At 74.1% G+C, this 23,340-nt stretch carries 16 protein-coding genes and 1 pseudogene; 6 read left to right on the forward strand and 11 right to left on the reverse strand.

What is annotated here, in order from left to right; translation table 11 throughout:
- The first annotated feature begins 84 nt into the window (after nt 1–84).
- Entirely contained in the window at nt 85–942 is an 858-nt protein-coding gene (locus KZX60_RS08015) for a ThiF family adenylyltransferase (RefSeq protein ID WP_248117229.1), read from the forward strand.
- Nucleotides 943–1,008: 66 nt separating this feature from the next.
- Here the strand turns inward: KZX60_RS08015 and KZX60_RS08020 are convergent, their stop codons facing one another.
- Complete coding sequence (locus KZX60_RS08020) at nt 1,009–3,138, reverse strand: ATP-dependent DNA helicase UvrD2 (protein ID WP_248117231.1); 2,130 nt, start codon at nt 3,136–3,138, stop codon at nt 1,009–1,011.
- A 120-nt stretch (nt 3,139–3,258) separates the two neighbouring features.
- Between KZX60_RS08020 and KZX60_RS08025 the strand changes: the two genes are divergently transcribed.
- Nucleotides 3,259–4,446, forward strand: coding sequence for a macrolide 2'-phosphotransferase (locus tag KZX60_RS08025; protein WP_248117233.1), 1,188 nt, complete (start codon nt 3,259–3,261; stop codon nt 4,444–4,446).
- Here the strand turns inward: KZX60_RS08025 and KZX60_RS08030 are convergent.
- Genes KZX60_RS08030 through KZX60_RS08040 form a run of 3 tightly spaced genes read right to left on the reverse strand, consistent with a single transcriptional unit; the run spans nt 4,421 to nt 11,862 of the window.
- Nucleotides 4,421–7,900 (reverse strand): ATP-dependent DNA helicase, encoded by a 3,480-nt coding sequence (locus KZX60_RS08030; protein WP_248117235.1) that lies wholly within the window; start codon nt 7,898–7,900, stop codon nt 4,421–4,423. The genes KZX60_RS08025 and KZX60_RS08030 overlap by 26 nt on opposite strands.
- A complete protein-coding gene (locus KZX60_RS08035) occupies nt 7,888–11,355 on the reverse strand; it encodes a UrvD/REP family ATP-dependent DNA helicase (protein ID WP_248117237.1) in 3,468 nt (1,155 codons plus the stop codon). The genes KZX60_RS08030 and KZX60_RS08035 overlap by 13 nt, the downstream gene beginning before the upstream one ends.
- A 30-nt stretch (nt 11,356–11,385) precedes the next feature.
- Nucleotides 11,386–11,862: an MGMT family protein gene (locus KZX60_RS08040; protein WP_248117239.1), complete on the reverse strand. Its 477-nt coding sequence runs from the start codon at nt 11,860–11,862 to the stop codon at nt 11,386–11,388.
- Between the two features lie 66 nt (nt 11,863–11,928).
- Here KZX60_RS08040 and KZX60_RS08045 point away from each other — a divergent pair, with 66 nt between their 5' ends.
- Nucleotides 11,929–12,615, forward strand: a complete 687-nt coding sequence (locus KZX60_RS08045) for a 3'-5' exonuclease (RefSeq protein ID WP_248117241.1) — start codon at nt 11,929–11,931, stop codon at nt 12,613–12,615.
- Nucleotides 12,616–12,636: 21 nt separating this feature from the next.
- Here the strand turns inward: KZX60_RS08045 and hemL are convergent, their stop codons facing one another.
- The 3 genes from hemL to KZX60_RS08060 all read right to left on the reverse strand — a co-directional run bounded on the left by hemL (nt 12,637) and on the right by KZX60_RS08060 (nt 15,572).
- A complete protein-coding gene (gene hemL, locus KZX60_RS08050) occupies nt 12,637–13,965 on the reverse strand; it encodes a glutamate-1-semialdehyde 2,1-aminomutase (RefSeq protein WP_248117243.1) in 1,329 nt (442 codons plus the stop codon).
- Nucleotides 13,962–14,948 carry a porphobilinogen synthase gene (gene hemB / locus KZX60_RS08055; protein WP_248117245.1) on the reverse strand — a complete coding sequence of 329 codons (987 nt, stop codon included), beginning with the start codon at nt 14,946–14,948 and terminating at the stop codon, nt 13,962–13,964. Before hemB ends, hemL begins: the two co-directional genes overlap by 4 nt.
- 90 nt (nt 14,949–15,038) lie before the next feature.
- Nucleotides 15,039–15,572, reverse strand: a complete 534-nt coding sequence (locus KZX60_RS08060; protein WP_248117247.1) for an ATP-binding protein — start codon at nt 15,570–15,572, stop codon at nt 15,039–15,041.
- A 92-nt stretch (nt 15,573–15,664) separates the two neighbouring features.
- On the opposite strand from KZX60_RS08060, the gene KZX60_RS08065 reads away from it, so the two are divergent.
- On the forward strand, nt 15,665–16,207 hold the full coding sequence (locus KZX60_RS08065; RefSeq protein ID WP_248117249.1) for a GNAT family N-acetyltransferase: 543 nt from the start codon (nt 15,665–15,667) through the stop codon (nt 16,205–16,207).
- A complete protein-coding gene (locus KZX60_RS12090) occupies nt 16,189–16,686 on the forward strand; it encodes a GNAT family N-acetyltransferase (protein WP_248117251.1) in 498 nt (165 codons plus the stop codon). Before KZX60_RS08065 ends, KZX60_RS12090 begins: the two co-directional genes overlap by 19 nt.
- Before the next feature lie 496 nt (nt 16,687–17,182).
- On the opposite strand, the gene KZX60_RS08075 is transcribed toward KZX60_RS12090, so the two are convergent.
- Nucleotides 17,183–18,310 carry a hypothetical protein gene (locus tag KZX60_RS08075; protein ID WP_248117259.1) on the reverse strand — a complete coding sequence of 376 codons (1,128 nt, stop codon included), beginning with the start codon at nt 18,308–18,310 and terminating at the stop codon, nt 17,183–17,185.
- A gap of 232 nt (nt 18,311–18,542) precedes the next feature.
- Between KZX60_RS08075 and KZX60_RS08080 the strand changes: the two are divergent.
- A pseudogene (locus tag KZX60_RS08080) lies at nt 18,543–19,721 on the forward strand (IS3 family transposase).
- A 175-nt stretch (nt 19,722–19,896) separates the two neighbouring features.
- On the opposite strand, the gene KZX60_RS08085 reads toward KZX60_RS08080, so the two are convergent.
- The 3 genes from KZX60_RS08085 to KZX60_RS08095 form a co-directional block, all read right to left on the reverse strand.
- Nucleotides 19,897–20,607 carry a DUF305 domain-containing protein gene (locus KZX60_RS08085; protein ID WP_041290833.1) on the reverse strand — a complete coding sequence of 237 codons (711 nt, stop codon included), beginning with the start codon at nt 20,605–20,607 and terminating at the stop codon, nt 19,897–19,899.
- Nucleotides 20,608–20,666: 59 nt separating this feature from the next.
- Nucleotides 20,667–22,685: a copper-translocating P-type ATPase gene (locus KZX60_RS08090; protein ID WP_248117271.1), complete on the reverse strand. Its 2,019-nt coding sequence runs from the start codon at nt 22,683–22,685 to the stop codon at nt 20,667–20,669.
- A gap of 297 nt (nt 22,686–22,982) precedes the next feature.
- Nucleotides 22,983–23,312: a heavy-metal-associated domain-containing protein gene (locus KZX60_RS08095; protein ID WP_012801982.1), complete on the reverse strand. Its 330-nt coding sequence runs from the start codon at nt 23,310–23,312 to the stop codon at nt 22,983–22,985.
- Between the last annotated feature and the right edge of the window lie 28 nt (nt 23,313–23,340).

Here is a 23,340-nt window from a genome sequence, read left to right on the forward strand (position 1 = left end):
GGCTCCGCGGATCCCTGTGGATGAGGCCCCCGCGGCGCCTCCCTCGTGACACCGTGGGGCCACGTCGAGCGATCGGAGACCTCCATGCCCCGCCCCCTCCCGCTTCCCGACGGCGAAGGCCGTCCCACCTCCTCCGCTCCTCCCCACGGCCCGCCCGTGGACTTCCCCGACGGCGTCCACGTCACGGGGCTCGGCCGCACCGGGCTGGCGATCGCCCTGCTCCTGGCCAGCCGGGGCATGGGCCCGCTCGCCCTGTGGGATCCCACGCCCGTGGGGGCGTCGGACCTCGGCACGGGCTACCGGCCGGCGGACCTCGGCCGGCCCCGTGCCGTCGCGGCCGAGCGGCGGATCCGCGAACTCCACCCGCGCGAGCGGGTGTTCGCCCACCATGGGCCGGAGGCCGTGTTCATGGGGACGGCCACCGTCTCGGTGACGCGCGGACGGATCGACGAATCGCTCGTGGCGCGGGCGCTGGCCGCCGAGCACCCGCTCCTGCCGGTGGTCGTGGACGAGGAGTCGGCCGTCGGGCCCTGGACGATCGCCGGATCCCCCGGGTGCGCCCTGTGCGAGCACGTCCGCCGCCCGGCGGAGGAGGCCGCCACCGGCCGCAGCCGCGACGCGGCGTGGGAGGACGGGCCGGGCGAGGAGGATCCGGAGAGTGTGCTCGGGGCACTGCGCACCGCCGTCCTCGTCCACGACCTGCTGGTCGCGGGCTCCTCCTCCCCCGCATGGCAGGGCGTCGTGCGCAGCTGGGCCTATGCGCTGGACGAGACCACCGAGGGCGTCCGCCCGCGGCACGGGTGCCCGTGCGACCCGGACGGGATGGCGGCGGACCTGGCCGCGCTCACCCGGGAGCTGAGCGAGGAGCTGCACCAGGAGTTCGGGGTGCTGCCCGGCTTCGGCGGGCCGCCGGACCTCGGGGAGCCTTCGTCGGGGGCCTGACCCGGGCGCGTGATCCGACCCCCCGGCATCTCAGGCGGGCATGGTGCCTCAGGCGGACCTGGTGACTCAGGCGGGCGCGGTGCCGTGGAGCAGCTCGAGCACGTCCGGGCCGTAGCGGTCCAGCTTGGCCTTGCCCACGCCCGGGACCTTGATGAGGTCGAGGGGGGTGGCCGGCATGGCCTCCGCGATCGCCACGAGGGTCGCGTCCGTGAACACCACGAACGCGGGCACCTTCCCCGCGCGGGCGGTGCTGGCGCGCCAGTCCCGCAGGGTGTCGAGAACGGCCTCGTCGTACGTGGCCGGGCAGTCCAGGCAGCGGCCGACCTTGCGCTCGGCGCCCGTCTCGAGGGCCTTGCCGCACGTGCGGCACGTGGCCACGGTGGCGCCGCGCCGCCGACCGCGGGGTGCGCCTGCCCCGGACGCGGCGGCGGGGGCGTGCTCGCGGGTGCCGCCGAGGGTCGGGTCGATATCCCGCAGGAAGCGGGAGGCCCGCCGCGAGGCGCGCCCGCCGGTGCCGCGGGAGAGCGTCCACGTCAGCGACAGATGCTGGCGGGCGCGCGTGATGCCCACGTAGAGCAGGCGGCGCTCCTCGTCGATCTCGGCGGGCGTGTCCGCGAAGGAGATGGGCATGAGCCCCTCGGACAGCCCCACCAGGAAGACCGCGTCCCACTCGAGGCCCTTGGCCGAGTGCAGGGAGGCGAGCGTGACGCCCTGCACCGTGGGGGCGTGCTGGTGCTGGGCGCGCTCGTCGAGCTCGGCCACCAGCTCGGTGAGCGTGAACTCGGCCCCGCGGGCGGCGGCCAGCTGGTCGGCGAGGTTCACGAGGGCGTGCAGCGACTCCCAGCGCTCGCGCGCCGCGCCCGTGGCGGCGGGCGGCTCGGCCGAGTACCCGAGGGAGGCCAGGACGTCCCGTGCACGGGCGGTCACCTCCTCCCCCGTGAGACCCGGGTCGGCGCGTGCCGCGGCGCGCAGCTGCAGGATGCCGTCGCGCACCTCGCGGCGGGAGAAGAAGCGCTCGCCGCCCCGCAGCTGGTAGCCCAGTCCCGCCGCGGACAGAGCGGTCTCGAACGCCTCCGACTGGCCGTTCGTGCGGAAGAGGACCGCGATCTCGGCGGGCGGAGTGCCCCCGTCCACGAGCTCGCGGATCCGCTGGGCCACCCAGCCCGCCTCGGCCTCGTCGTCCGTGCACTCGGCGAAGACGACGTCGGGCCCCGCGGGGCGCTGCGAGGTGAGCTGGAGCGGCTCGGGCCAGTGCGGGAGCCGGCGGTCGCGCTGCCCCTCCGCCGTGCGCGCCGCGAGGAGCCGGTTGGCGGCCTCCACGATCTGGGGGCTCGAGCGGTAGTCGCGCACGAGCTTGACGACGGTGGCCTCCTGGTGGCGCTCGCGGAAGCCTGTGAGGAAGCGGGAGGTCGCGCCCGTGAACGAGTAGATCGTCTGGGAGGAGTCACCCACCACGCACAGGTCCGCGCGGTCCCCGAGCCAGAGGTCCAGGAGGCGGTGCTGCAGCGGGGAGACGTCCTGGTACTCGTCCACCACGAAGACGCGGTACTGGTCCCGGATCGTGGCCGCGATGCGCGGCTCCGTGGAGAGGATGCCCACGAGGATGAGCAGCACGTCCTCGAAGTCGATCATGTTGCGGGCGGTCTTGGCCTCCTCGTACCCCATGTAGAGGCGTGCCACGGTGGTGGCGGTCCAGCCCGAGGGCATCTCCCGCTCCTTGGCCGCCTCGGCGTATCCCTCGGGAGCGTGGAGGGAGACCTTGGCCCACTCGATCTCGCCGGCGAGGTCGCGCAGCCCGGCGCGGTCCACGCTCATGCGCATGCCCTGGGCCACCTGGGTGAGCAGGCGCACCTTGTTCTCCACGAGCGTGGGCATCGGACCGCCGACGGCCTGCGGCCAGAAGTACTGCAGCTGGCGCAGCGCGGCGGAGTGGAACGTGCGGGCCTGGACGCCGTCCACGCCGAGGTCGCGCAGGCGCGTGCGCATCTCCGCGGCCGCGCGCGCAGTGAACGTCAGCGCGAGGGTGCGGTGGGGGTCGAACACCCCGGAGGCGACGCCGTAGGCGATGCGGTGGGTGATGGCGCGGGTCTTGCCCGTGCCGGCGCCGGCCAGGATGCACACGGGGCCCCGGAGGGCGGTGGCGGCCTGCCGCTGCTCGGTGTCGAGCCCGCGGAGGATCTCATCGGGAGTGCTCATGCGGGACGAGTCCTCCTCGGTGTCCAGGGTCTGCGCGTCCGGCGACGTCCCACCGTACCAACCCGCGGACGCCGGTGCGCCCCACCGCGCTCGGGCGTGGGCGCGCATAGGGTGGACCCCGTGCACCGTCAGTCCCTCCACCTCGCAGCCCTGGCCGCCGCGGCCGTCCCCGGCCTGACCCCGGTCTCGGTGGTCGCCAGCCCGGACGACCCCGCGGACTTCTCCGCCGCCGTCGTCGTGGACGCCCAGCGCCAGTGGTGGCGCGTGCGCTCCCCGCGCACCCCGGAGGCGGGGATCCGCCTGGAGACCGAGCTGCAGGTGCTCGCCGCGCTCACCCCGCGCGTGCGCGCGGCCCTGCCCTTCCGCACGCCCTCCGTGGCCGGCGCGGTGCGCTTGGGTGGCCTGCGCACCTTCGTGTACCAGGACATGCCGGGCCGTCCCCTCCCCCTCGAGGACCTCGTCGCGCTCGGCGAGCCCGCGGTGCAGGACGTCGGCCGCGTCATCGCGGCCGTGCACACCCTGCCCTCCTCCGTGGTGGACCTCGCGGACCTGCCGGTCTACACGGCGGAGGAGGTGCGCAACCGCCGGCTGCATGAGCTGGACCAGGCCGCCACCACGGGTCGCATCCCCCCGGTGCTGCTGCGTCGCTGGGAGGAGGCCATGGAGGAGGAGGCCCTGTGGTCGTTCTCCCCGGTGCCGGTGCACGGAGACCTGCACGAGGACAACCTGCTCGTGGAGCGCGGCCGGGTGGTCGGGGTGACCGGCTGGACCGACCTGCACGTGGGCGATCCCGCCGTGGACCTCGCGTGGTTGGCCGCCGCCGAGGACCCCGACTTCGCCGAGCGCGTGCTGGACGCCTACCGCGGGCGGCGCGCCGACGCCGGAGCCGGTGACGACGGGGACGAGCACCTGATGCGCCGCGCCTCCCTTCTCGCGGAGTTCGCGCTGGCCCAGTGGCTGGTGCGTGGCGTGGACCGCCACGACGCGGACATGATCGCCGAGGCGGAGGACATGCTGGCCGAGCTGGCCGACGCCGTCCGGGGCCGCACGCACGGGAGCGCACCGGAGCACGCCGACGGCGAGGCGGCCGACGGCGAGCCGGCGGGCGACGCGGTGGATGACGACGACGAGGACGCCGACGGTGACGACGCGGGCCGCGAGCGCAAGCCGGACGAGGCCGACGACCAGACCGCCGCCCTCACCGTGGTGCCGGCTCCGGGCCGGGAGTCGGACCGGGCCGCCGCCCGGGGTGCTCGCCGGGCGCAGAGCCCCGGCGACGGGATCACGGGCGGTTCAGCGCCTCGGTGACGATGCGCTCGAGCTCATCCTCCCCCGGCAGGTGGGCGAGCGAGCGCTCGACGCCGTGCGCGACGTAGACGAAGCTCGCCCTGATGTTCTCGAGCGGGATCCCGTGCAGGCGTGACCACGCGAGCCGGTAGACCGCCAGCTGCAGGCCCTTGACCTCGAGGTCGCGGTCCGACGGCACCGCGCCCGTCTTCCAGTCCACCAGCTCCCACTCGGCCTCGGGATCGAGGGGCATCCCCTCGCGGGCTCCCGAGCAGTAGATGGCGTCCACGCGCCCGCGCAGGGTGATCCCGGCGACCGTGGTCTCCACCGCCGCCTCCACGAACGCGGGGGTCCGGTCCGCCCAGCGCGAGGACCGGAACCACTCCTGCATCGGGGCGAGGTCCAGGGCGTCGTCCACCCACTGGTCGGCGGCGTCCGAGGGGTCCTCGATGTCCAGCATGCCCGTCGCGCCGAACCGGTCCTCGAGCCAGGCGTGGAACGCCGTGCCGCGGCGCGCCGCGTGGGCGGGCGGACGCGGCATGGGCCGGCGCAGCTGCTCGGCCACCGCCTGCGGGTCCGCCGCCAGCTCACCGAAGAGCGAGACGGAGACGTGGCTCGGCAGCGCCACCTGGCCCCCGGTCCCGGCGATGTCCCGGCGCCGCAGCAGCACCCAGGCGAGCTCCCGGGCGATCTCCGGGTCCGCCTCGAGGTCCTCGGGGGCCGCGCCTCGGACGCGCGCGGCCGCGGACTCGACCGCGGCGCGCCGCGGCCGGGAGCGGGACGGGAGCTTCTCCCAGCGGTCCTCGTCCTCGGGGTCCTCCGGGTCAGCGACGGCGACCTCCGGCCCCGTCAGCGGGTCGAACGGCCACCAGGCGGCGAGCAGGCGGCCGGCCACGGGGTTCTCCTCCGTCAGCTCGGAGGGGTCCGGCTCGTGGCCGATCTCGATCCCGGGGAACGAGCCGGCGAGCGCGGCGACCTCCTCAAGGAACTCGGACGGCGCCGCGGGGTTCTTGTTCGTCCCCTTCCAGCGGGTGGTGCTCAGCCACAGCCGGCTCCGCGCGCGGGTGAACGCGACATACGCGAGCCGCCGCTCCTCCCGCCTCCCGTGGGCGTCCACGGCGATCTGGTAGGGCTCGGGCAGCCCCTCGGCATCCTTGGACGTGTAGGTCCTGCCGGCCGACTGCGCCCAGTCGCGCATGTTCTCAGCCCATCCGGCGTCCCACTGCGGCAGTGAGGCCGCGTCACCGCGCAGGGCCCACGGCAGCGCGCCGTTCGCGGGCGCGGTCCAGCGGTCGGACCGAGCCGAGGGGAACGAGCCCTCCATGAGCCCCGGCACCGCGACGACGTCCCACTCCAGTCCCTTGGACGCGTGGGTCGTGAGCACCTGGACCACCCCGGGGGCGGGCTCCCCGGCCTCGATGCCGAGGCCCTTCTCGTGCTCCTCCACCGACGCCGTCCAGGCGAGGAACGCGGAGAGGCCCGCCGCCGCCGTCGTGCCGGCGGCGAAGCCGCGCGCCGCGTCCTGGAACGCGTTGAGGTGGCGGCGGGCGGAGGCCCCGGACGCGTCGGGGCGCAGGGCCACCTCCACGTCCAGGCCGATCTCCCGCTCGACCTCGGCGATGAGCTCGGCGGGCTCCGCGTCCGCACGAGCGGAGAGGCGCCGCAGGAGGCGGTTGGCCTCGCGCAGGCGGCGCAGGCCCTCGTCCGAGAAGCCGCGCCCGCGGGAGCCGGTCCAGTCGAAGCCCTCCCGCGGCAGCGAGTCGAGGGCCTCCAGCAGGGCGGGGGCGTCGGTGTCCTCCTCGGGGCTCACGTCCGCGGCCTCGACGTCCGCCGCCCCCTCGGCTCCGGCGGCCCGCAGGCGGGAGACGAAGCGGGCGCGTTCGTGGAGCACCTCGAGGTCCGCGGGGCCGATGCGCCACCGGGGGCCGGTGAGCATGCGGACCACGTGGTCGTTGCGGGAGGGGTCGGCGAGGACGTGGAGGACGGCGAGCACCTCGGAGACCTCGGGAAGGGAGAGCAGTCCCGAGAGGCCGAGGACCTCGTAGGGCAGGCCCGCCTCGTCGAGGGCCGCGAGCACCGGGACGAACTGCGCGCGCGTGCGGCACAGGACCGCCCGCGTGAGGCGGGTCCGGCCGTCGGGCGCGACGTCCGGCAGCGCCGCCAGCCGCTCCGCGAGCGCCCTCGCCTCCTCGTCCTGGGTGACGTGCCGGTCGATGCGCACCTCCCCCTCGCCCGCTCCGGGGCGGGGGCGGAGGGGTCGCAGCTCGATGGGCGAGCCTGCCCCCGCCTCCGCGTGGACGACGAGCGGAGCCGCCACTGTGTTGGCCGCCTCCAGCACCGCCTCGTCGTTGCGCCACGCGACGGTCAGGTGGGAGACGTCCGCGTTGACACGCCGAGTCCCGCCGTCGGGGAGCGCCTGGACCCGCGGGAAGGTGCCCGGGAAGGCGAAGAGCTGGCCGGCGGAGGCGCCGCGGAAGCCGTAGATGGACTGGTGGGGGTCGCCGACGGCCGTGACGCAGTGCCCGAGCCCGGGCGCATCCGCCTCGGGGCCGGTGGGGCCGAAGAGCCCGGCGAAGATCTGCATCTGGGCGTGTGAGGTGTCCTGGAACTCGTCCAGCAGGACGACGGGGAAGCGACCGCGCTCCTGCTCCCCCGCACAGGGCACCTCCCGGGCGATCCGCGCGGCGTGGCGCAGCAGGTCGCCGAAGTCCATCGCGTCGCGCTCCTGCTTGGCCTCGTCGTAGCGGGCCACGAGGTCGGCCATGAGGGCCCGGTCCTCGAACGCCCCGATCAGCTCGAGGATCACGCCGGAGGGCTCCTTCATGCGGGCCGGGAGCGGAAGCCCCCGGCCCTGGGCGACGAGCGCCTCCAGGTGCGCACGGACGTCCTCGGGGGCCACGAGGTGCTCCGCCATGTCCCCCGCGAGGCGCAGCGCCTGGGAGATCAGCGTGGAGGGCCGGACGCCGAGGCGGTCCGCCACGATCGGATGGGACTCCACGACGCCGGCCATGATCCGGTGCGCGTCGGCCTCGCCGAGCAGCACGGCCTCGGGCTCCACGCCGATGCGCAGCCCGTGGTCGCGCACGAGCGCGCCCGCGTAGGAGTGGTACGTGGACACGGCGGCGCGGCCGAGGTCCTCCGGCTCGCCGTCGAACCCGGGGATCACGAGCCCGGAGCGCAGCAGGGCGTCCACCTTGTCGTTGATGCGGTGGGCCAGCTCGCCGGCGGCCTTGCGCGTGAACGTGACGCCGAGGATCTGGTCGGGCCGCGCGTGGCCGTTGGCCACGAGCCAGACCACGCGGTCGGACATCGTGGCGGTCTTGCCGGAGCCGGCGCCGGCCATGACGAGCCGGGGCGTGAGCGGAGCGGTGATGACCTCGGCCTGCTCGTCCGTGGGCGGATGCACCTTCAGGCGGGCGGCGATGTCCTCCGGCGCGTGGACCGCGGCGGGGACGTCCATGTTCAGCGGTTCCATTCGGTGACCTGCCTTCCTTCGGCGCAGAGGGGACAGACGGACGGCAGGGCGCAGCCGGCGGACCCGTCGTGGAGGGCGAGGAAGCGGGGCCCGACGGTCCGGCGGGCGGCCGTGAAGACCTGGTCGAGGGCCCAGCGGTCCTCGTCGGTCAGCGCGGCCTGGTCCTGCACCTTCGTCTTCTGGGTGCCCGCGCCGAGCTGGACGAGCGCGGCCCCGGCCGGGGCGGACGGCTCCGCCAGCTGCGCGAGGGCGGCCCGCAGCGCCGGGTCGGCCTCCGGGTCATCCCGCAGCACCGCCACCCCGTGCGCGCGCAGGGCGACCTGGTAGGCGGCGAGCTGCGGCTGGCGGGGCAGCTCGGCCGCCGACGGCGCGCGGCGGCCCGTCTTGAGGTCGACGATGTACGGGCGTCCGGCCGCGTCCACCTCGAGCCGGTCGATGACGCCGTTGATCAGCACTGTCAGTCCCGCCCACGTGAGTTCGGCCCGCATGGGCACCTCCTGGGCCAGGGCGCGCCGCCCCGCGGCCCGCACGACGGAGAGGTAGCCGAGGTAGGCCTTCGCCAGCTCGCGGGCCCGGGCGTGCTCGAGCTCGCTGACCCACCCCCCGGGCAGGCCCAGCTCCGGCAGGCGACGCTCGAGCTCGGCGCGCACGGCCTCGGGCGGGCCGTCCGGGTGGTGCTCGGCCACGGAGTGGACGAGGGTGCCCACGGACTGCGCCAGCGTCGCTCCAGCCTGGGACCCCACGTGGTAGAGCAGCCAGTTGAGGGGATTGGTCAGAGCAGTCTCCACGCGGGACGGCGAGAGGCGGACCGGGTGGTGGGCCACGTCCGTGAGGGCCTCCTCTGTGGACAGCGGCGCGAGGCCCCACCAGTGCGCGGGGTCTGCGGTCTCCACGCCGTCCGCGGCCAGCCGGGCGAGGGCCGCGGCGGCCGCCGCCGGATCCACGGCCCCGGCGCCTTCCTCCCCCTGCTCGAGGGCGCGGCGGAGCCGCGCGACGAGCGCGCCGGCCGTCAGCGGCGGCGCCACCTCCGTGAGGGGGCGGACGCCGCTCTCATCGTCGCCGGGTTCCGCGGGGGCCAGGAGGTCGAGGAAGTCGGAGGGCATCTCGTCCTCGTTCCGCACGGCGGTGGCGAGGACGCGGCGGCGCGCCCGGGAGACCGCCGCCGCCAGCATGCGCAGCTCGTCCTGCCGCGTCTCCTGCAACCGGGTGCGGTGGTCCGTCGGCCACGCGGAGGGGTCGGGCGCGAGCAGCAGGTCCGCGAGGTCCGTGGCGCCGAGCAGCTGGCCGCGCAGCCGCGTGTTGGGCCAGACGCCGTCCTGCAGGCCCACGACGATCACGGTGTCCCAGTCGCGACCGGCGGCGACGGCGGAGGCAGGGGTCAGCACGTGGACGGCGTCCCCGGTCTCCGCGCGGCGCGCGAGGGTGTCCATCGGCAGGTCCTGGGACTCCATGTACCCGCGGAAGTCCTCGGGCGAGGATCCGGGGAACTGGTCCACGAAGCGCTCCGCCACCTGGAACAGCGCCACGACGGCGTCCAGGTCTGCGTCCGCCCGCCGCGCGTCCCGGCGGGTGTCCGCCCCGTCCACCCGCCCGAGGGCGATCGAGCGCCAGCGGTCGGCCCGGCCGGAGGCCGACCACAGGGCCCAGAGCACGGTCTCGGCCGTCGCCCCGGGAGCGGCGGCCGCCTCGAGGCCGGCGCGGAACATCCACGCCACGCGCCGCAGGGCACGATGCCGCCCGGCCTCCTCTCCCGCGAGCGCCGGATCCGCGAGGGCGGCCACGAGCAGCTCGTCCGACGAGCGCCGCCCGCCGCGCGCCCGCTCAGCCCGCAGCAGGTCCTGGCGCAGCCGCCGCACGTGCAGCGCCGTGGCCGCTCCGTAGCGCCCGGTCAGCAGGCCGACGAGCTCCTCAGGGTCCAGCACGGAGACGACGTCGGTCTGGGGGTCCCCCGCCAGGGTGGCGCAGGCGCCCAGGAGGGTCAGCAGCGGGGCCACCGCCGGCTCCTCCTTGAGCACGGTGCCCGACGCGTCGCGGGTGACCGGCACGCCCTCCGCCTCGAGATGCCGGGCGAGCGCCGCGACGCGGGAGCCGGAGCGGGCCACCACGAGGAGCCGGTCCAGCGGCACGGACTCCTCGTGATGCACCCGCAGGACCCGCTCGAGGACGAACTGGTCCTCGTCCGCCCGCGAGCGCACGACGTGGCCGCGCACCTCGCCGCCCTCCTGTGCCGGCAGCGCCGTGCGCCGGGCCCGCTCGACCGGCTCGTGCCGCTGCCGGACCCGCCGGGCCACCCGCAGGTATCCCTCGAGCACGCCGGCCGCCATGCGGTGCCCCTGGGCCAGGACGACGGTCCGCTCCCCCGGCGTCGGCGACGCCGGGGCGCCCGGCACGGGAGCCGGGTCCAGGGCGGTGGGGTACTCGCGGACGAGGTCCGGGCGGGCGCCGCGGAATCCCTCGACCGTGGTGTCGGGGGTCGCCGTGAGGAGGACATCCCTGCCGACGCCGAGGACGCGGAGGAGATCGTGCACGGCGGGGGTGGCCTCCTGGAGGTCGTCCACCACGAGGGCGCTCAGCCGGGCGCGTTCCGCCCGGGCGAACTCGACGCCGGCACGGTCCCGCTCCGGGTCCTCCGGGAACCGCTCCGTCAGGACGAGCACGGCGGCGCGGATGAGGCCGGCGGGGTCGAAGGCCTCCGCCATGCCCAGGTCCAGGCGGTCCCGGTAGTCCTGGACGAGGACGGCCGCCGCCTCCCACGCCGGCCGCCGGTGCACCTCGCCCAGCTCCTGCAGGCGGCCGGGCTCCACCCCGAACTCGCTCATGCGGTCCACCAGCTCGCGCACCTCACGGCGGAACCCCCGCGTGCCCACAGCGGGGACGACGTCGGCCGGCCACTCCGGACCTGCCGCGTGGCCCTGGGCATAGCCCTCCAGGAGCTCGGCGATCACCGTGTCCTGCTCGGCGCCGGACAGCAGCCGCGGGGCGTTCGCCAGGTGCCGGAGGGGGCCCGTGACGCGGGCGCGGCGGAGCAGGTCGAACGCGTAGGACGCCCACGTGCGCACCGGCGTGACGGCGCGCGTGCCGTGCCCCGTGGCCTCGAGGCGCTCGGTCAGGGCGTCGCGCAGACGGGCCGCGGCGTCCCGGCTCGGCGCGAGGACCAGGAGGGACTCGGCATCCGTCCCCGCCTCGAGCCGCCGCGCGGCGTACTCCACGGCCGCGGTGCTTCGCCCCGTGCCGGGCGCACCGAGCACGAGGACGGCCCCGTGCCCGGGGGCGAGGCCCGCCACGGCCTCCTGCGCGGGGGTGAGCTCGACCGTCTCCGCCCGCTGCCGCCCTTCGCGGACGAGGAGGGCGTGCACGGGCGGCGCAACGGGCTCCTCGGCCTCGTCCGCCGCGAGGATCGCGGCCTCCTCGAGCGCCCCGTCCGGGGCGGCTGCGGCGTGCTCGTGTGCGCTCATGGGGTCATCCTCCCATCGGCGCGGGACAGGTTAAGGGGTGCGCCCGCTTGCCGGGCTGATGCTCCCGCGGCCGTGGTCCACGCGCGCCGCGAGGTCGGCGATCGCCGCGAGCGCGGGGCCGTCGCCGTCGTCGTGGGGATCCCAGGCGGCACGGGCCAGGTCCACACGCGGCAGCCCGCCGGCGGCCGGGCGCAGCGGCGTGCCCTCGCGATCGCGCTCGGGCGCGGCGCGGGCGGCGAGGTCCCCGGGCAGGGACCCGTCGGCCCGCACGACGCGCCACCACGGGGTACCCGGATCCGCCTCGGCCATCGCGCGTCCGGCCAGTCGCGCGCCGCCGCGGCCCAGGATCCGCGCGAGCGCCCCATAGGACACGGCACGCCCCGGGGGCACGAGGCACGCGACGGCGGCGAGCGCCTCCGCCACCGTCAGCGGACCCTCGGGTGGCGCGGCAGGGAGGGGAGGAGCGCGGCGCGGCGGAGCGGGGCGCGGGACGGCGGCGGAGGACACGAGCCCATCCTGCCCGCCCGCCTGAGGGTGCTTCGCGCGTCCGGCTCCGGCGGTAGCGTGGCGGACGTGAATTGGCATGAGCAGATCCGAGCCGGGTTCGACCTCGAGACCACGGGCAGAGACCCCCAGCAGGCGTTGATCGTGACGGCCACCATCGTGATGGTGGACGCCTCGGGCGCGGCCGTGTCCGCCGCCGAGTGGCTCCTGGACCCGGGCGTCCCGATCCCGGACGAGGCGGCGCAGGTGCACGGTGTCACCACGGAGCGGGCCCGCGCCGAGGGCATGCCCGCGGCGCAGGGGGTCATCGAGATCACGGAGACGCTGCGGGACCTCTTCGCTGCCGGCATCCCGGTGATCGCGTTCAACGGGGTGTACGACTTCACGGTCATGGACCGTGAGGCGCGGCGGCACGGCCTGACCCCGCTCGACGCCGCACCCGTGATCGACCCCTACGTGCTGGACAAGCAGCTGGACCGCTACCGCAAGGGCAAGCGCACTCTCACCGCCGTCTCGGAGCACTACGGCGTGCAGCTGGAGGACGCGCACACCTCGGCCGCGGACGCGCTCGCCGCCGTCCAGGTCGCGGACCACCTGGCCCGCAAGTACCCCGCAGTCCAGATCGAGCTGTCGGAGCTGCACGCGAGGCAGGCCCAGTGGAAGGCCGAGCAGGCCGCCAGCTTCGAGGAGTACCTGCGCCGGAAGGATCCGGCGGCCACGGTCTCGCGGGAGTGGCCGGTCGAGCCCGGCGCCTGACCCTCGGAGCTCGGACCGCTTTCAGCCCTGCGGCGTCGCGGCCGCGGCCGCCCTCACCGCGCCGGGAAGGGCCTCGAGGACCATGCCGATCGCGGCGTCGTCGTGCGCCGCCGAGACGAACCAGGCCTCGAAGACCGACGGCGGCAGGTACACGCCCGACTCCAGCATCGACTGGAAGAACGGGGCGTAGCGGAACACCTCCTGGCCCTGCGCGTCGGCGTAGTCATTCACGCCGCCTTTCGACGTCCCGAACGCCACGGAGAAGAGCGTCCCGGCGCGCTGGATCGAGTGGTCCACGCCCTCCGCGTCGAGCGCCGCCACGAGGCCCTCGCGGACCGCGTCGGAGGCGCGCTGCACGGCGGCGTACACGGCGTCGTCGGCGCTGCTCAGCGTCGCGTACCCGGCGGCCATCGCCACCGGGTTCCCGGAGAGCGTGCCCGCCTGGTACACCGGGCCGAGCGGGGCCAGGTGGTCCATGATCGCGGCCGAGCCGGCGAGCGCGGCGACGGGCATGCCGCCGCCGATCACCTTGCCGAAGCACCAGATGTCCGGGGTCCAGCCCTCGGGCTCCCCGCTGAGGCCCCACGCGCCGCGGCTCGTGGCGCGGAAGCCGGTGAGGACCTCGTCCCAGATCAGCAGCGCACCGTGACGCTGCGTGATCTCCCGCAGGAACGCGTTGAAGCCGTCCTGCGGCTCCACCACGCCCATGTTGCACGGCACGGCCTCGGTGATCACGGCGGCGATCTCGGACCCGCGCTCGGCGAACGCCTTCTCCAGGTCCTCGCGGGAGTTGTAGGTGACCACGAGCGTCTCGGAGGCCGCGGCCTCGGTGACGCCCGCGGACCCGGGCAGGGCCGCCGTCGCGACGCCGGAGCCGGCGGCGGCCAGCAGGCCGTCGGAGTGGCCGTGATAGCAGCCGGCGAACTTCACGATGAGGTTGCGGCCGGTCACGCCCCGCGCCAGGCGCAGGGCGGTCATGGTGGCCTCCGTGCCGGTGGACACGAAGCGCACGCGCTCCACGGGGACCTTCGAGGCGATCAGCTCGGCGAGCGCGGTCTCCGACTCGGTGGAGGTGCCGAAGCTGAGGCCGCGGTCCACGGCGGCGTGCACGGCCTCCAGCACGGCCGGGTGGCCGTGGCCGAGCAGCATGGGACCCCACGAGCAGACGAGGTCCACGTACTCGCGGCCCTCGACGTCGTAGAGGTACGGCCCCTGCGCGCGCTCCATGAAGCGGGGCGTGCCGCCGACGGAGCCGAACGCGCGCACCGGCGAGTCGACGCCGCCGGGGATGACGGTCTGGGCCGCGGCGAACGCGGCGGCGTTGGTGGTGCGGGGGGTGCGGGTGCTCACAGGGAGCCCTCCTTCATCCAGCGGCCGAGCTCGGCCGCCCAGTAGGTCAGCACGGTGTCGGCGCCGGCGCGCCGGATGGAGAGCACGGACTCGGTGATCGCGGCGCGGCGGTCGATCCAGCCGTTCGCGGCGGCGGCCTCGATCATCGCGTACTCGCCGGAGATCTGGTACGCGGAGACCGGCACGTCGGCCATCTCGGCGACATCGCGCACGATGTCCAGGTAGCTCATGGCGGGCTTCACCATGACCATGTCCGCGCCCTCCTCGAGGTCGAGCGCCACCTCCAGCATGGCCTCGGTGCGGTTCGCGGCGTCCATCTGGTACGTCTTGCGGTCGCCCTGCAGGGCGGAGTCGACGGCGTCGCGGAACGGGCCGTAGAACGCGGAGGAGTACTTCGCGGCGTAGGCGAGGATCGCGGTGTCGGTGCGGCCGGCGTCGTCGAGGGCCTCGCGGATCACGCGGACCTGGCCGTCCATCATGCCGGAGGGGCCGAGCACGTCCGCGCCGGCCTCGGCCTGGGCCACGCCCATCTGCGCGTAGATCTCCAGGGTGGCGTCGTTGTCCACGGCGCCGTCCTCGCGGAGCACGCCGCAGTGGCCGTGGTCGGTGAACTCGTCCAGGCACAGGTCGGACATCACGACGAGCGCGTCGCCCACCTCCGCCTTGACGTCCCGGATGGCCTTGTTCAGCACGCCCTCGGGGTCGAGGGAGGCGGTGCCGCACGTGTCGCGCGTGGCCGGGACGCCGAACAGCATGATGCCGCCCAGGCCCAGCTCGGCGGCCTCGGCCGCGGCCGCCTTGAGCGAGTCGGTGGTGTGCTGCACCACGCCCGGCATGGACGCGATGGGCTGCGGCTCGGCCACGCCCTCCTTGATGAAGGCCGGCAGGATCAGCTCGGCCGGGTGGAGGCGGGTTTCGGCGACCAGGCGGCGCATGGCGGCGGACTGGCGCAGACGGCGGGGGCGCTGGTGGGGGAATGACATGGCCTCGAGTCTAGGCCGTGGGCCCGACGCGGCACGGGTGCGCGGTCCCCCTCAGGACGCCGCCCGGGCCGCCGACGGCGAGGGCGCGCGTTACCGGCGGGGCAGGGCCGCCAGCGCGTCGCGCAGCGCGGCCGCGCGGGTGGTCGTGTCGATCACGGTCCGGGGACCGTCGCGGTCGACGTCCCACGCCACCCAGCCGTCCGCCTGGACGTCATCCCAGGTCGGGACCCGGTGTCCGGGGATGTCGGCCGCGCGCGTCTCGACCCGGCGGCGATGCTCCCGTTCGTCAGGCAGGACCGTCTCCAGGACCACCAGCCGCGCGCCCGCCCGCGGCGCGGTCCCCGCCCAGCCGGCCCGGGAGGCGGGGACGGGATGGACGGCGTCGACGACGACGTCGTGGCCCAGCAGCAGGTTGGAGACCGCGAGCTCGTGCACGACGGCGTAGCCCGCAGCGCCCACGTGGTCCTGGACCCGCCCCAGTGCGGTCTCGACGGCGTCCACCCGCAGACAGCAGGCGCCCGTCGCCCGCGCGAGCGCCTGGGCCAGCGTGGTCTTGCCCGTCCCGGCGCGTCCGGCGAGCACGCACAGCCAGGGCCGGTCGCCTCCCTCGATCACCGTTGCCATGGGGCCCATGGTGCCGGTGACGACGCCGGCGCGCCCGCCGACCCGCCGGGGCGGTGTTGACATCCGCACGCCGACCCGATCCCGTGGGGCCCATGACTCCCCCGATCCACCTGCGCCCCCTCCGCCCGGACGACGCCGACGAGATGGTCGTCGTCCTCTCGGATCCGGCCCTGTACACGTTCACGGGCGGCGAGCCTCCCGCCCGGGAGGGCCTCTCCCGCCAGTACGCCGTCCATGCCCGCGGCCACTCCGACGACCGCAGCGAGACGTGGCTCAACCACCTGGTGGTACTCGACGACACCGGGGAAGCCGTCGGCTACGTGCAGGCCACCGTGCCCGTCTCGGGCGGGCCCGCCGAGATCGCGTGGGTGATCGGCGTCCCCTGGCAGGGCCGGGGCCATGCGACCGCCGCGGCGCGCCTGCTGCTCGACGAGCTCGCCCGGCGCGGGGTCCCCGAGGTCGTGGCCGACATCCACCCCGACCACGCTGCCTCGGCCGCCGTGGCACGGCGGCTCGGCCTGCGCCCCACCGGACACCTCGTCGACGGCGAGCAGCGCTGGGAGGGACCCGTCGCCGTCGCGGACGGGGCCGCCCCGGCCATGAGGAGAGGAACCCCGTGCCCACCGACCTGCTAACCCTCCACCTGTCGCCGGCGCGGCCTGGCGAGCACGTGCCCGGCGGCCTCGAGCTGCGAGGCCTGGAGGTCGAAACGGCTGACGAGCTGGCCCGGTGCTACTTCGCCAGCTACCCACCGGGCGTCGCCGCCTCCGACCTGGCCGAGGCGCGCGAGGAGATGGACGCGACCTTACGCGGCGACTACGGGGAGCTGCGCGCCGACGCGAGCGCCTCAGCGTGGGTGGAGGGCCGCCGGGCCGGGGCGGTCATGGTCGTCACGCACTCGATCTGGGACGCGGACCTCGCGGGGCCGTTCATCATCGACCTCTTCACCGATCCCGCCGCGCGCGGGAAGGGGGTCGGGCGCGCCCTGGTACAGCACGCCGTCGACGCCTGCTCCGCCGCCGGCGACCCCGCCCTCAGCCTGCGCTTCGGCGAAGGCACCTCCGAAGCGGCCATGGGGATCTATCGGCGGCTCGGATTCCGACCCGTTCGGTAGGGGGAAGTCGGTCATTTCTGGCCGAGCCGCTTCGCGCCATGACGCTGGGCATCGAGACGGAGCGCGTGGGCATCCCGAGCGCCCTCGCCGCCGACCCCTGGCGCCCTGCGTGCGGCGCCGAGCGTTCACCCGTACCAGGTGGCTCCCGGTTATCGCTCCAGCAGCCACGCCGGCTCTGCGCCGGACGCCGTCCTGCCCGGCGCGCTCGACTCATGGACCTGGCCTCGCAACACGTCCATGAGCACCGCCTCAAGATCGCCCGGGCATCTCGTAAGCAGTCGGCTCAGGTCCGGCCGCTGCCCGATCACCCGTCCCGGGTCCGCCGGTGGCGGCCACCCCTGCCAGGGCACCACCGTGAGGACCCCCGCGATCACGTCAGCATCCAGGAGCCACGCACAGCGGTTTCGGCTGAAGTGCCGCCGCTCCAGCTCGACGACAAGCCTGCACACCGCCTCCCTAGAGGGCATCGGGCCGGAAGAGGACGGCCTGCGGGTGCTCACCTCTCCCCCTTCTGAGTACGGTCACCCGCCCGTGCCGGCCCCGCGGAGCCGATATCAGCGGCAGTCGCGCAGCGGATCCATCCGCCGCCGGGCCCACGGTGCCAGCTTTGCCTGGGCTCGTCCGACTCGCGCACCGTGTCGGTGAGCCATACGGTGGTGTCCGGGCCCCACCCGGCGAGGACCGTGGCCGCATCAGCGTCTACGGACAGCGCCCGGGTGGCTGAGCTGAGATAGCCCATGGTGGTCAGATGCACCGCGTCCCACTCCGAGGCGACCTGCTCCCAGTCCGGTATGACCCAACGGCCGGACCGGCCCGTCACCCGGTACCAGTCGTGCCGGCGTGAGGCACTCACCTCCAGAGGGAACTCCCGGCACAGCCGCACCCAGTCACCGGGGGCGTGGATCTCATACGTCCTCCCCGCCCCCTGCACCGGGATCACCGTGGCGGCCTCCGCGCCGAGAGCGTCCTCGACGAGGTCCAACCCCGCGGGGATCTGCCCGAAGCCGGCAGTGACTCCCTGAGGGATCGACCACCAGCTCCCGGACCAGTTCGCCGTGGGGTCGGCCGGGCGTTCGACGGTGGCGCGAGCCTCCTGCAACCGCTCCTCCTGGGCCCATTCCGACAGGACGCGACCCGGGTGACGGGTCAGCCGGGTCGGATCCTCGAAATCCCGCCAGTCGGCGACCCACTGCACCGGCTGGCGTGGACGTCCCCAGGGCCGGGACGCGGGTGAGGCCACGACGGCGGCGGCCACGGGTGCCAGGGCGGCGCGGATGACCGACTGCCCAGCCAGCACGTCCTCCCCGTCGGGCTCCTGCCAGTACCTGGCTGATTCCACGGCGCTGACCAGAGCCGACTGGACCACGTCGTCCGAGAAGCCCGAGAGGTCGAGACCGGTCAGGGCCCCTGCCACCTCGTCCGGGGATACCGTCGGAGGCGAGACCGGGACGCAGCTGCCCTCGTGGACAGCCCACACGAGACGGGCGCCGCCCCGATCCGGGGCCAGCTCATGCCCGAGCCAGAACACCAGGTCCGCGACCCGCGGGCTGAGCGCCCTCGCCGCTTCGAGGCAGAGACGCCGCCCCCGCGGACCGGCCAGCCGTGCCTGTGTGCTCGCTTCCATCGGACCATCCTCCCCCGACCCCCACGACTCGTCGAGGGCCACCTCCGCCCCCGTGGCCCCGTCGTGCTGGAACCACAGCGTCGCCTCGGCCCGAAACGGTCTTGTCTGTCGCGCTCGGCTCGCGCTGGATGTGCTCACCTTTGACTCGCGGCGATAAATGTCCGGGGACTGATGCGCGTGTAGGTGACATACGATCTGTAGTGTTCCCACACCGCCGGGAAGGATGTGCACCATGCCCGCCCCCTACCCCCAAGAGTTCCGCGACGACGTCGTCAGCATCGCCCGCAAGGGCCAGATGCCGATCGCGAAGGTCGCGAAGGACTTCGGCATCACCGAGTCCTGCCTGCGTCGCTGGCTGGCCCAAGACGATGTCGAGGCCGGGATCCGGCCCGGCGTCACCAAAGCTGAGAACGAGGAGCTGAAGGCGCTCAAGCGCGGCAACCGTGAATTGGAGATGGAGAACGAGGTCTTACGCCGCGCCGCCGCGTATCTGTCGCAGGCGAACCTGAAATTGGGCCAGTCCCCGAAATGACCTATCCCGTCGTGAAGGACCTGGCCCGCGACGGGATCCCCGTGAAACTCTCCTGCCGGGTCCTCGGGTTCACCCGTCAGGCCTACTACCAGTGGCTGGCCGAACCTGTCAGCGCGCGGGAACGGTCCGACGCGCATGCCGCCAATGCCGTCCTCGACGCCCATGCTGATGACCCGGAGTTCGGATACCGGTTCCTGGCTGAGAAGCTCCGCGACCGTGGCCTAGACGTGTCAGACCACCAGACGTTGAAGGCCTGCCGGCTCGTGCGTGTCCGCTGCGGCCACTGGATCCGCCGCGGCTCGGGCAAGCGTCCTGGCCCTGCCGTTGATGATGATCTGGTTCGTCGTCAGTTCCGCGCTGAGAAGCCGAACCAGTTGCGGCTCACGGACATCTCAGAGCATTGGTCCGGGGACTTGCAAGCTCTACCTCTGCGCGGTCAAGGACGTGTTCTCGAACCGGATCGTGGGCTACTCGATCAATCGGCGGATGAGCTCGCAGCGGGCTGTGGATGCCCTGCAGATGGCTCTGGCCCGGCGTGGAGGCAAGGCCGAGGTGCAGGGTTGCCGTGTGCATTCGGATCGTGGGTCGCAATTTCGATCCAGGCGATTCGTGGAGACGCTGCGGGTCAACGGCTTGGTCGGGTCGATGGGCCGGGTCGGTGCTGCTGGGGACAACGCGGCGATGGAATCCTTCTTCGCGCTGTTGCAGAAGAACGTGCTGGACCGGCGTCGCTGGCAGTCCTTTGCCCAGCTCCGGCTCTCGATCGTGAGCTGGATCGAGCGGACCTATCACCGCCGTCGTAGGCAGGCCCGTCTCGGGAGACTCACCCCCGTCGAGTTCGAGATGGTTCAATCAGTCCAGGCGGCTGCCGCCGCCTGATAACTCGTGTCAACCAAACTCACGGCAGACCCGCCCTAAGGGATGGCCCTCCTGCCGTCGAAGCAGGGGCCGGCCTCACCCAGGGCGGCCCATCATCCGCTGACGGCACCACACCTCCAAGGACGGCCCGTCCACCGAACGGGCCCTCCTTGGGATTGTGGTGCGGCGATGCCGGTCAGGTCGCGGGCAGCTCCTGAAGCATCTGTTCCATCTCGGTGATCTCGGCCTGCTGGTCCGCGACGACCTTTTCGGCCAGGGCCACGGCCTGCGGGGTCTGCCCGCCCTCGACCTCGTCCTGGGCCATCTCGATGGCGCCCTGGTGGTGGGCGGTCATCTGCTCCAGGTACAACCGGGCGGCCTCGGTGCCCTGGGCCTGCTCCAGGGCGGCCATGTCCTCCTCGGACATCATCCCGGACATCCCGCCGTGGTCCATGCCCTCCATACCGCCCATGTCTCCCATGTCCACGGGGTCTTCACCCCAGGCGGTGAGCATGGCGTTCATGCGCTCGATCTCCGGGCCCTGGGCGTCGATGACCTTCTGGGCGAACTCGGCCACCTCGGCCGGGATCTCATCCTTGGCCAGCAGCATCTCGCTCATCTCCACCGCCTGCTGGTGATGCGGGATCATCATCTGAGCGAACATCACGTCCGCGTCATTGTGCTCAGCGGAGACCTCCTCGGCCGAACCGGTGGCCGAGCTAGTAGCCGATTCCGTGGCGGACGGTGTCGCGGTGTCCGTGGCCGCAGGGGTGGCGGCGGGGGCGGAGCCGGTCGCGGTGGCCGAGGCCTCAGCGCCGGCGTTCTCGTCCTGGGCCCCGGTGCCGCAGGCGGTCAAGGTCAGGGCGGAGGCCAGGGTCAGGGCGGTCAGCGTCATGGTGCGTTTCATGGTGGGTCCTTTCATGGTGGGTTGAGGGTTCACATCAGGGTTCACGCCAAGGGGCGAGATCAGGAAACCGCAGCCGGCTGAAGGGCAGCCTGCGACCGGGGGTGCTCGAGAGGAGCCAGGTGCTCCGGGTCCAGGTCGGTGCGGCGCAGCAGCTGGGCGTTGAGGGCCACCACGATGGTGGAGACGGACATCAGGATCGCGCCCACCGCGGGGGAGAGCACGAAGCCGATCGGGGCCAGCACGCCGGCGGCCAGCGGGACGGCGAGCACGTTGTATCCGGTGGCCCAGACCAGGTTCTGGATCATCTTGGTGTAACTGGCCTTGGACAGGTGGATCATGGATAGCACGGCACGGGGGTCATTGCCGGCCAGCACCACGCCGGCCGATTCCATGGCCACGTCGGTGCCGGCGCCGATGGCGATGCCGACCTCGGCCCGGGCCAGGGCCGGGGCGTCGTTCACGCCGTCCCCGACCATGGCCACGGACAGGCCCCGGGCCTGCAGTTCGGTGACCTTGGTGTCCTTGTCCTGGGGAAGGACCTCGGCGAAGACCTCGTCGATGCCCAGATCCCGCGCTACGGCCTCGGCGACCTGGCGGGCGTCGCCGGTGATCATCGCGACCTTGACCCCCCGGGCGTGCAGGGCGGCCACGGCGGCCCGGGACTCGGGGCGGATCTTGTCCTCCACGGCGACCGCGCCGATAACGGACCCGTCGCGGACCACATGCAGCACCCCGGCCCCCCGATCCGTCCAGGCCCGGACATCGGCGGCCAGTGCCTCGGGGGTGTCCAGGGTGAGCTCGCGCAGCATGTTCGGCCCGCCGACGAGGACCTCGGCCCCGGCCACGGTGGCCGTGACCCCGCGGCCGGTGGCGGCCTGGAATCCGGTGCCGCGCAGGCCCAACCGGGCGGCCTCGGCATGACTGGTGGCGGCGGTGACGATGGCCCGGGCCACCGGGTGCTCGCTGTCGGCCTCGGCCGCGGCGGCGTAGGCCAACAGCTCGGCCTCGGAAATGCCGGGCGCCGCGGCGACACCGGTGACGGCGTGGGCGCCCTCGGTCAGGGTGCCGGTCTTGTCAAAGAGCACCACGTCGATGGTCCGCATCTTCTCCAGGGCCATCCGGTCCTTGATCAGCAGCCCGGCCTTGGCGGCGCGTTCGGTGGAGATCGCGATCACCAGCGGGATGGCCAGGCCCAGGGCGTGCGGGCAGGCGATCACCAGCACGGTCACGGTGCGGGTGACCGCATCGGTGGGCTGACCGATCACGGTCCACACGATCGCGGTGATGATCGCCGCCCCCAGGGCGAACCAGAACAGCAACGCGGCGGCCCGGTCCGCCAACGCCTGGGCCCGGGAGGAGGACTCCTGGGCGTCGGCGACCATCCGCTGGATCCCGGCCAGAGCGGTGTCGGCGCCGACGGCCTCGATGCGCACCCGCACGGTGTTGTCGGTGGCCACGGTCCCGGCCACCACCCGCTCCCCGACGGTGCGAGCCACGGCCCGGGATTCGCCGGTGATCATCGACTCGTCGAACTCCGCGGCGCCTTCCAGGATGGTCCCGTCGGCCGGCACGCGGGCCCCGGAGCGCACCAACACGGTGTCCCCGACCGCCAGCTCGCCGACGGGCACGGTCACGGTGTCTCCGTCCACGATCTTCTCGGCCTTCTCCGGCAGCAGCGCGGCCAGGGCGTCCAGGGCGGAGGATGCCGCGCCGAGGGCGCGCATCTCCATCCAGTGCCCGAGCAGCATGATGGTCACCAGCAGGGCCAGTTCCCACCAGAAGTCCAGCATCAGGTCCCCGATGCCCAGGGAGGTGATCCAGGAGGCGACGAAGGCCACGGTGATGGCCATCGCGATCAGCAGCATCATCCCCGGCTGGCGGGAGCGCACCTCGGTGAGTCCGCCCTTGAGGAAGGGGGCGCCGCCGTAGAGGTAGATCACGGTGCCCAGCACCGGGGCGATCCACGCCGAACCGGGGAACTCAGGGACGTGGTAGCCCAGCAGTTGTCCGACCATGTGGCTGAAGAACACCACCGGGAGTGACAGCACCAGCGAGACCCAGAACCGGTTCTTGAACATCGCGGTGGAATGCCCGGCGTGCTTGCCGTGGTCATGGACCTGGTGCTCCTCGTCCAGGGCCGAGTGGGCGTGGCCCTGGGGCATGGCCTGCCCGTGGGTGGCCGCGTCCGCGGGGTGGTGGGCGGCATGGTCGGTGTGGTTGGCGTGGCCGGCGTGGGGGTTCGGGTCTGGGTGTTCGGCGGTCTGGTCGGTGGGGTGATCGTGGTGGTGCGGGGTGCTCATGGTGTTCCTTCTGCTCGGCGGTCTGTTCGGCGACCGGCTCGGCGGTGGGGCGCCGACCTCGAGGGGATGGGTCGGTTAGATCCGGACGCGGTAGCCGGCCGCTTCGATGGCCGTCCGCACGGAGTCCGCGGAGGCGGGCCCGGTCACGGTGACGGGGGAGGCCCCGCCGGCGACCAGTTCGACCCGGACATCGTCCACCCCGTCCAGGGCGCTCACGGCCTCGGTGACGGAGCCCACGCAGTGTCCGCAGGTCATGCCCTCCACCTGGTAGGTCGCGTCGCCGGCGCTCGTCCCGGTTGGGTCGGCACTCTGGCGCCCGGCGGGGGCGGTGGCGTCGGCGGCTGGGGCGCAGCACGAGCAGCCGTTGGTGGCCCCCGGCAGCGGGGTGCGGGCGGATTCGGTCATGACGGTCTCCTTCAGGTCTGAGGGCGGC

Origin of the sequence: Micrococcus sp. EYE_212 (genome assembly GCF_023147585.1) — a bacterium.
In the GTDB taxonomy this organism is placed as follows: Bacteria; Actinomycetota; Actinomycetes; order Actinomycetales; family Micrococcaceae; genus Micrococcus.

Excerpts from the sequence above, each read along its gene's own strand:
- KZX60_RS08095 (WP_012801982.1), bottom strand. The coding sequence starts at position 23,312 with ATGACCGAATCCGCCCGCACCCCGCTGCCGGGGGCCACCAACGGCTGC.
- KZX60_RS08035 (WP_248117237.1), bottom strand. The coding sequence starts at position 11,355 with ATGAGCGCACACGAGCACGCCGCAGCCGCCCCGGACGGGGCGCTCGAG.
- KZX60_RS08020 (WP_248117231.1), bottom strand. The coding sequence starts at position 3,138 with ATGAGCACTCCCGATGAGATCCTCCGCGGGCTCGACACCGAGCAGCGG.
- KZX60_RS08075 (WP_248117259.1), bottom strand. The coding sequence starts at position 18,310 with ATGGAAGCGAGCACACAGGCACGGCTGGCCGGTCCGCGGGGGCGGCGT.
- KZX60_RS08085 (WP_041290833.1), bottom strand. The coding sequence starts at position 20,607 with ATGAAACGCACCATGACGCTGACCGCCCTGACCCTGGCCTCCGCCCTG.
- KZX60_RS08090 (WP_248117271.1), bottom strand. The coding sequence starts at position 22,685 with ATGTTCAAGAACCGGTTCTGGGTCTCGCTGGTGCTGTCACTCCCGGTG.
- KZX60_RS08065 (WP_248117249.1), top strand. The coding sequence starts at position 15,665 with ATGACTCCCCCGATCCACCTGCGCCCCCTCCGCCCGGACGACGCCGAC.
- hemB (WP_248117245.1), bottom strand. The coding sequence starts at position 14,948 with ATGTCATTCCCCCACCAGCGCCCCCGCCGTCTGCGCCAGTCCGCCGCC.
- KZX60_RS08015 (WP_248117229.1), top strand. The coding sequence starts at position 85 with ATGCCCCGCCCCCTCCCGCTTCCCGACGGCGAAGGCCGTCCCACCTCC.
- KZX60_RS08030 (WP_248117235.1), bottom strand. The coding sequence starts at position 7,900 with ATGGAACCGCTGAACATGGACGTCCCCGCCGCGGTCCACGCGCCGGAG.
- KZX60_RS08060 (WP_248117247.1), bottom strand. The coding sequence starts at position 15,572 with ATGGCAACGGTGATCGAGGGAGGCGACCGGCCCTGGCTGTGCGTGCTC.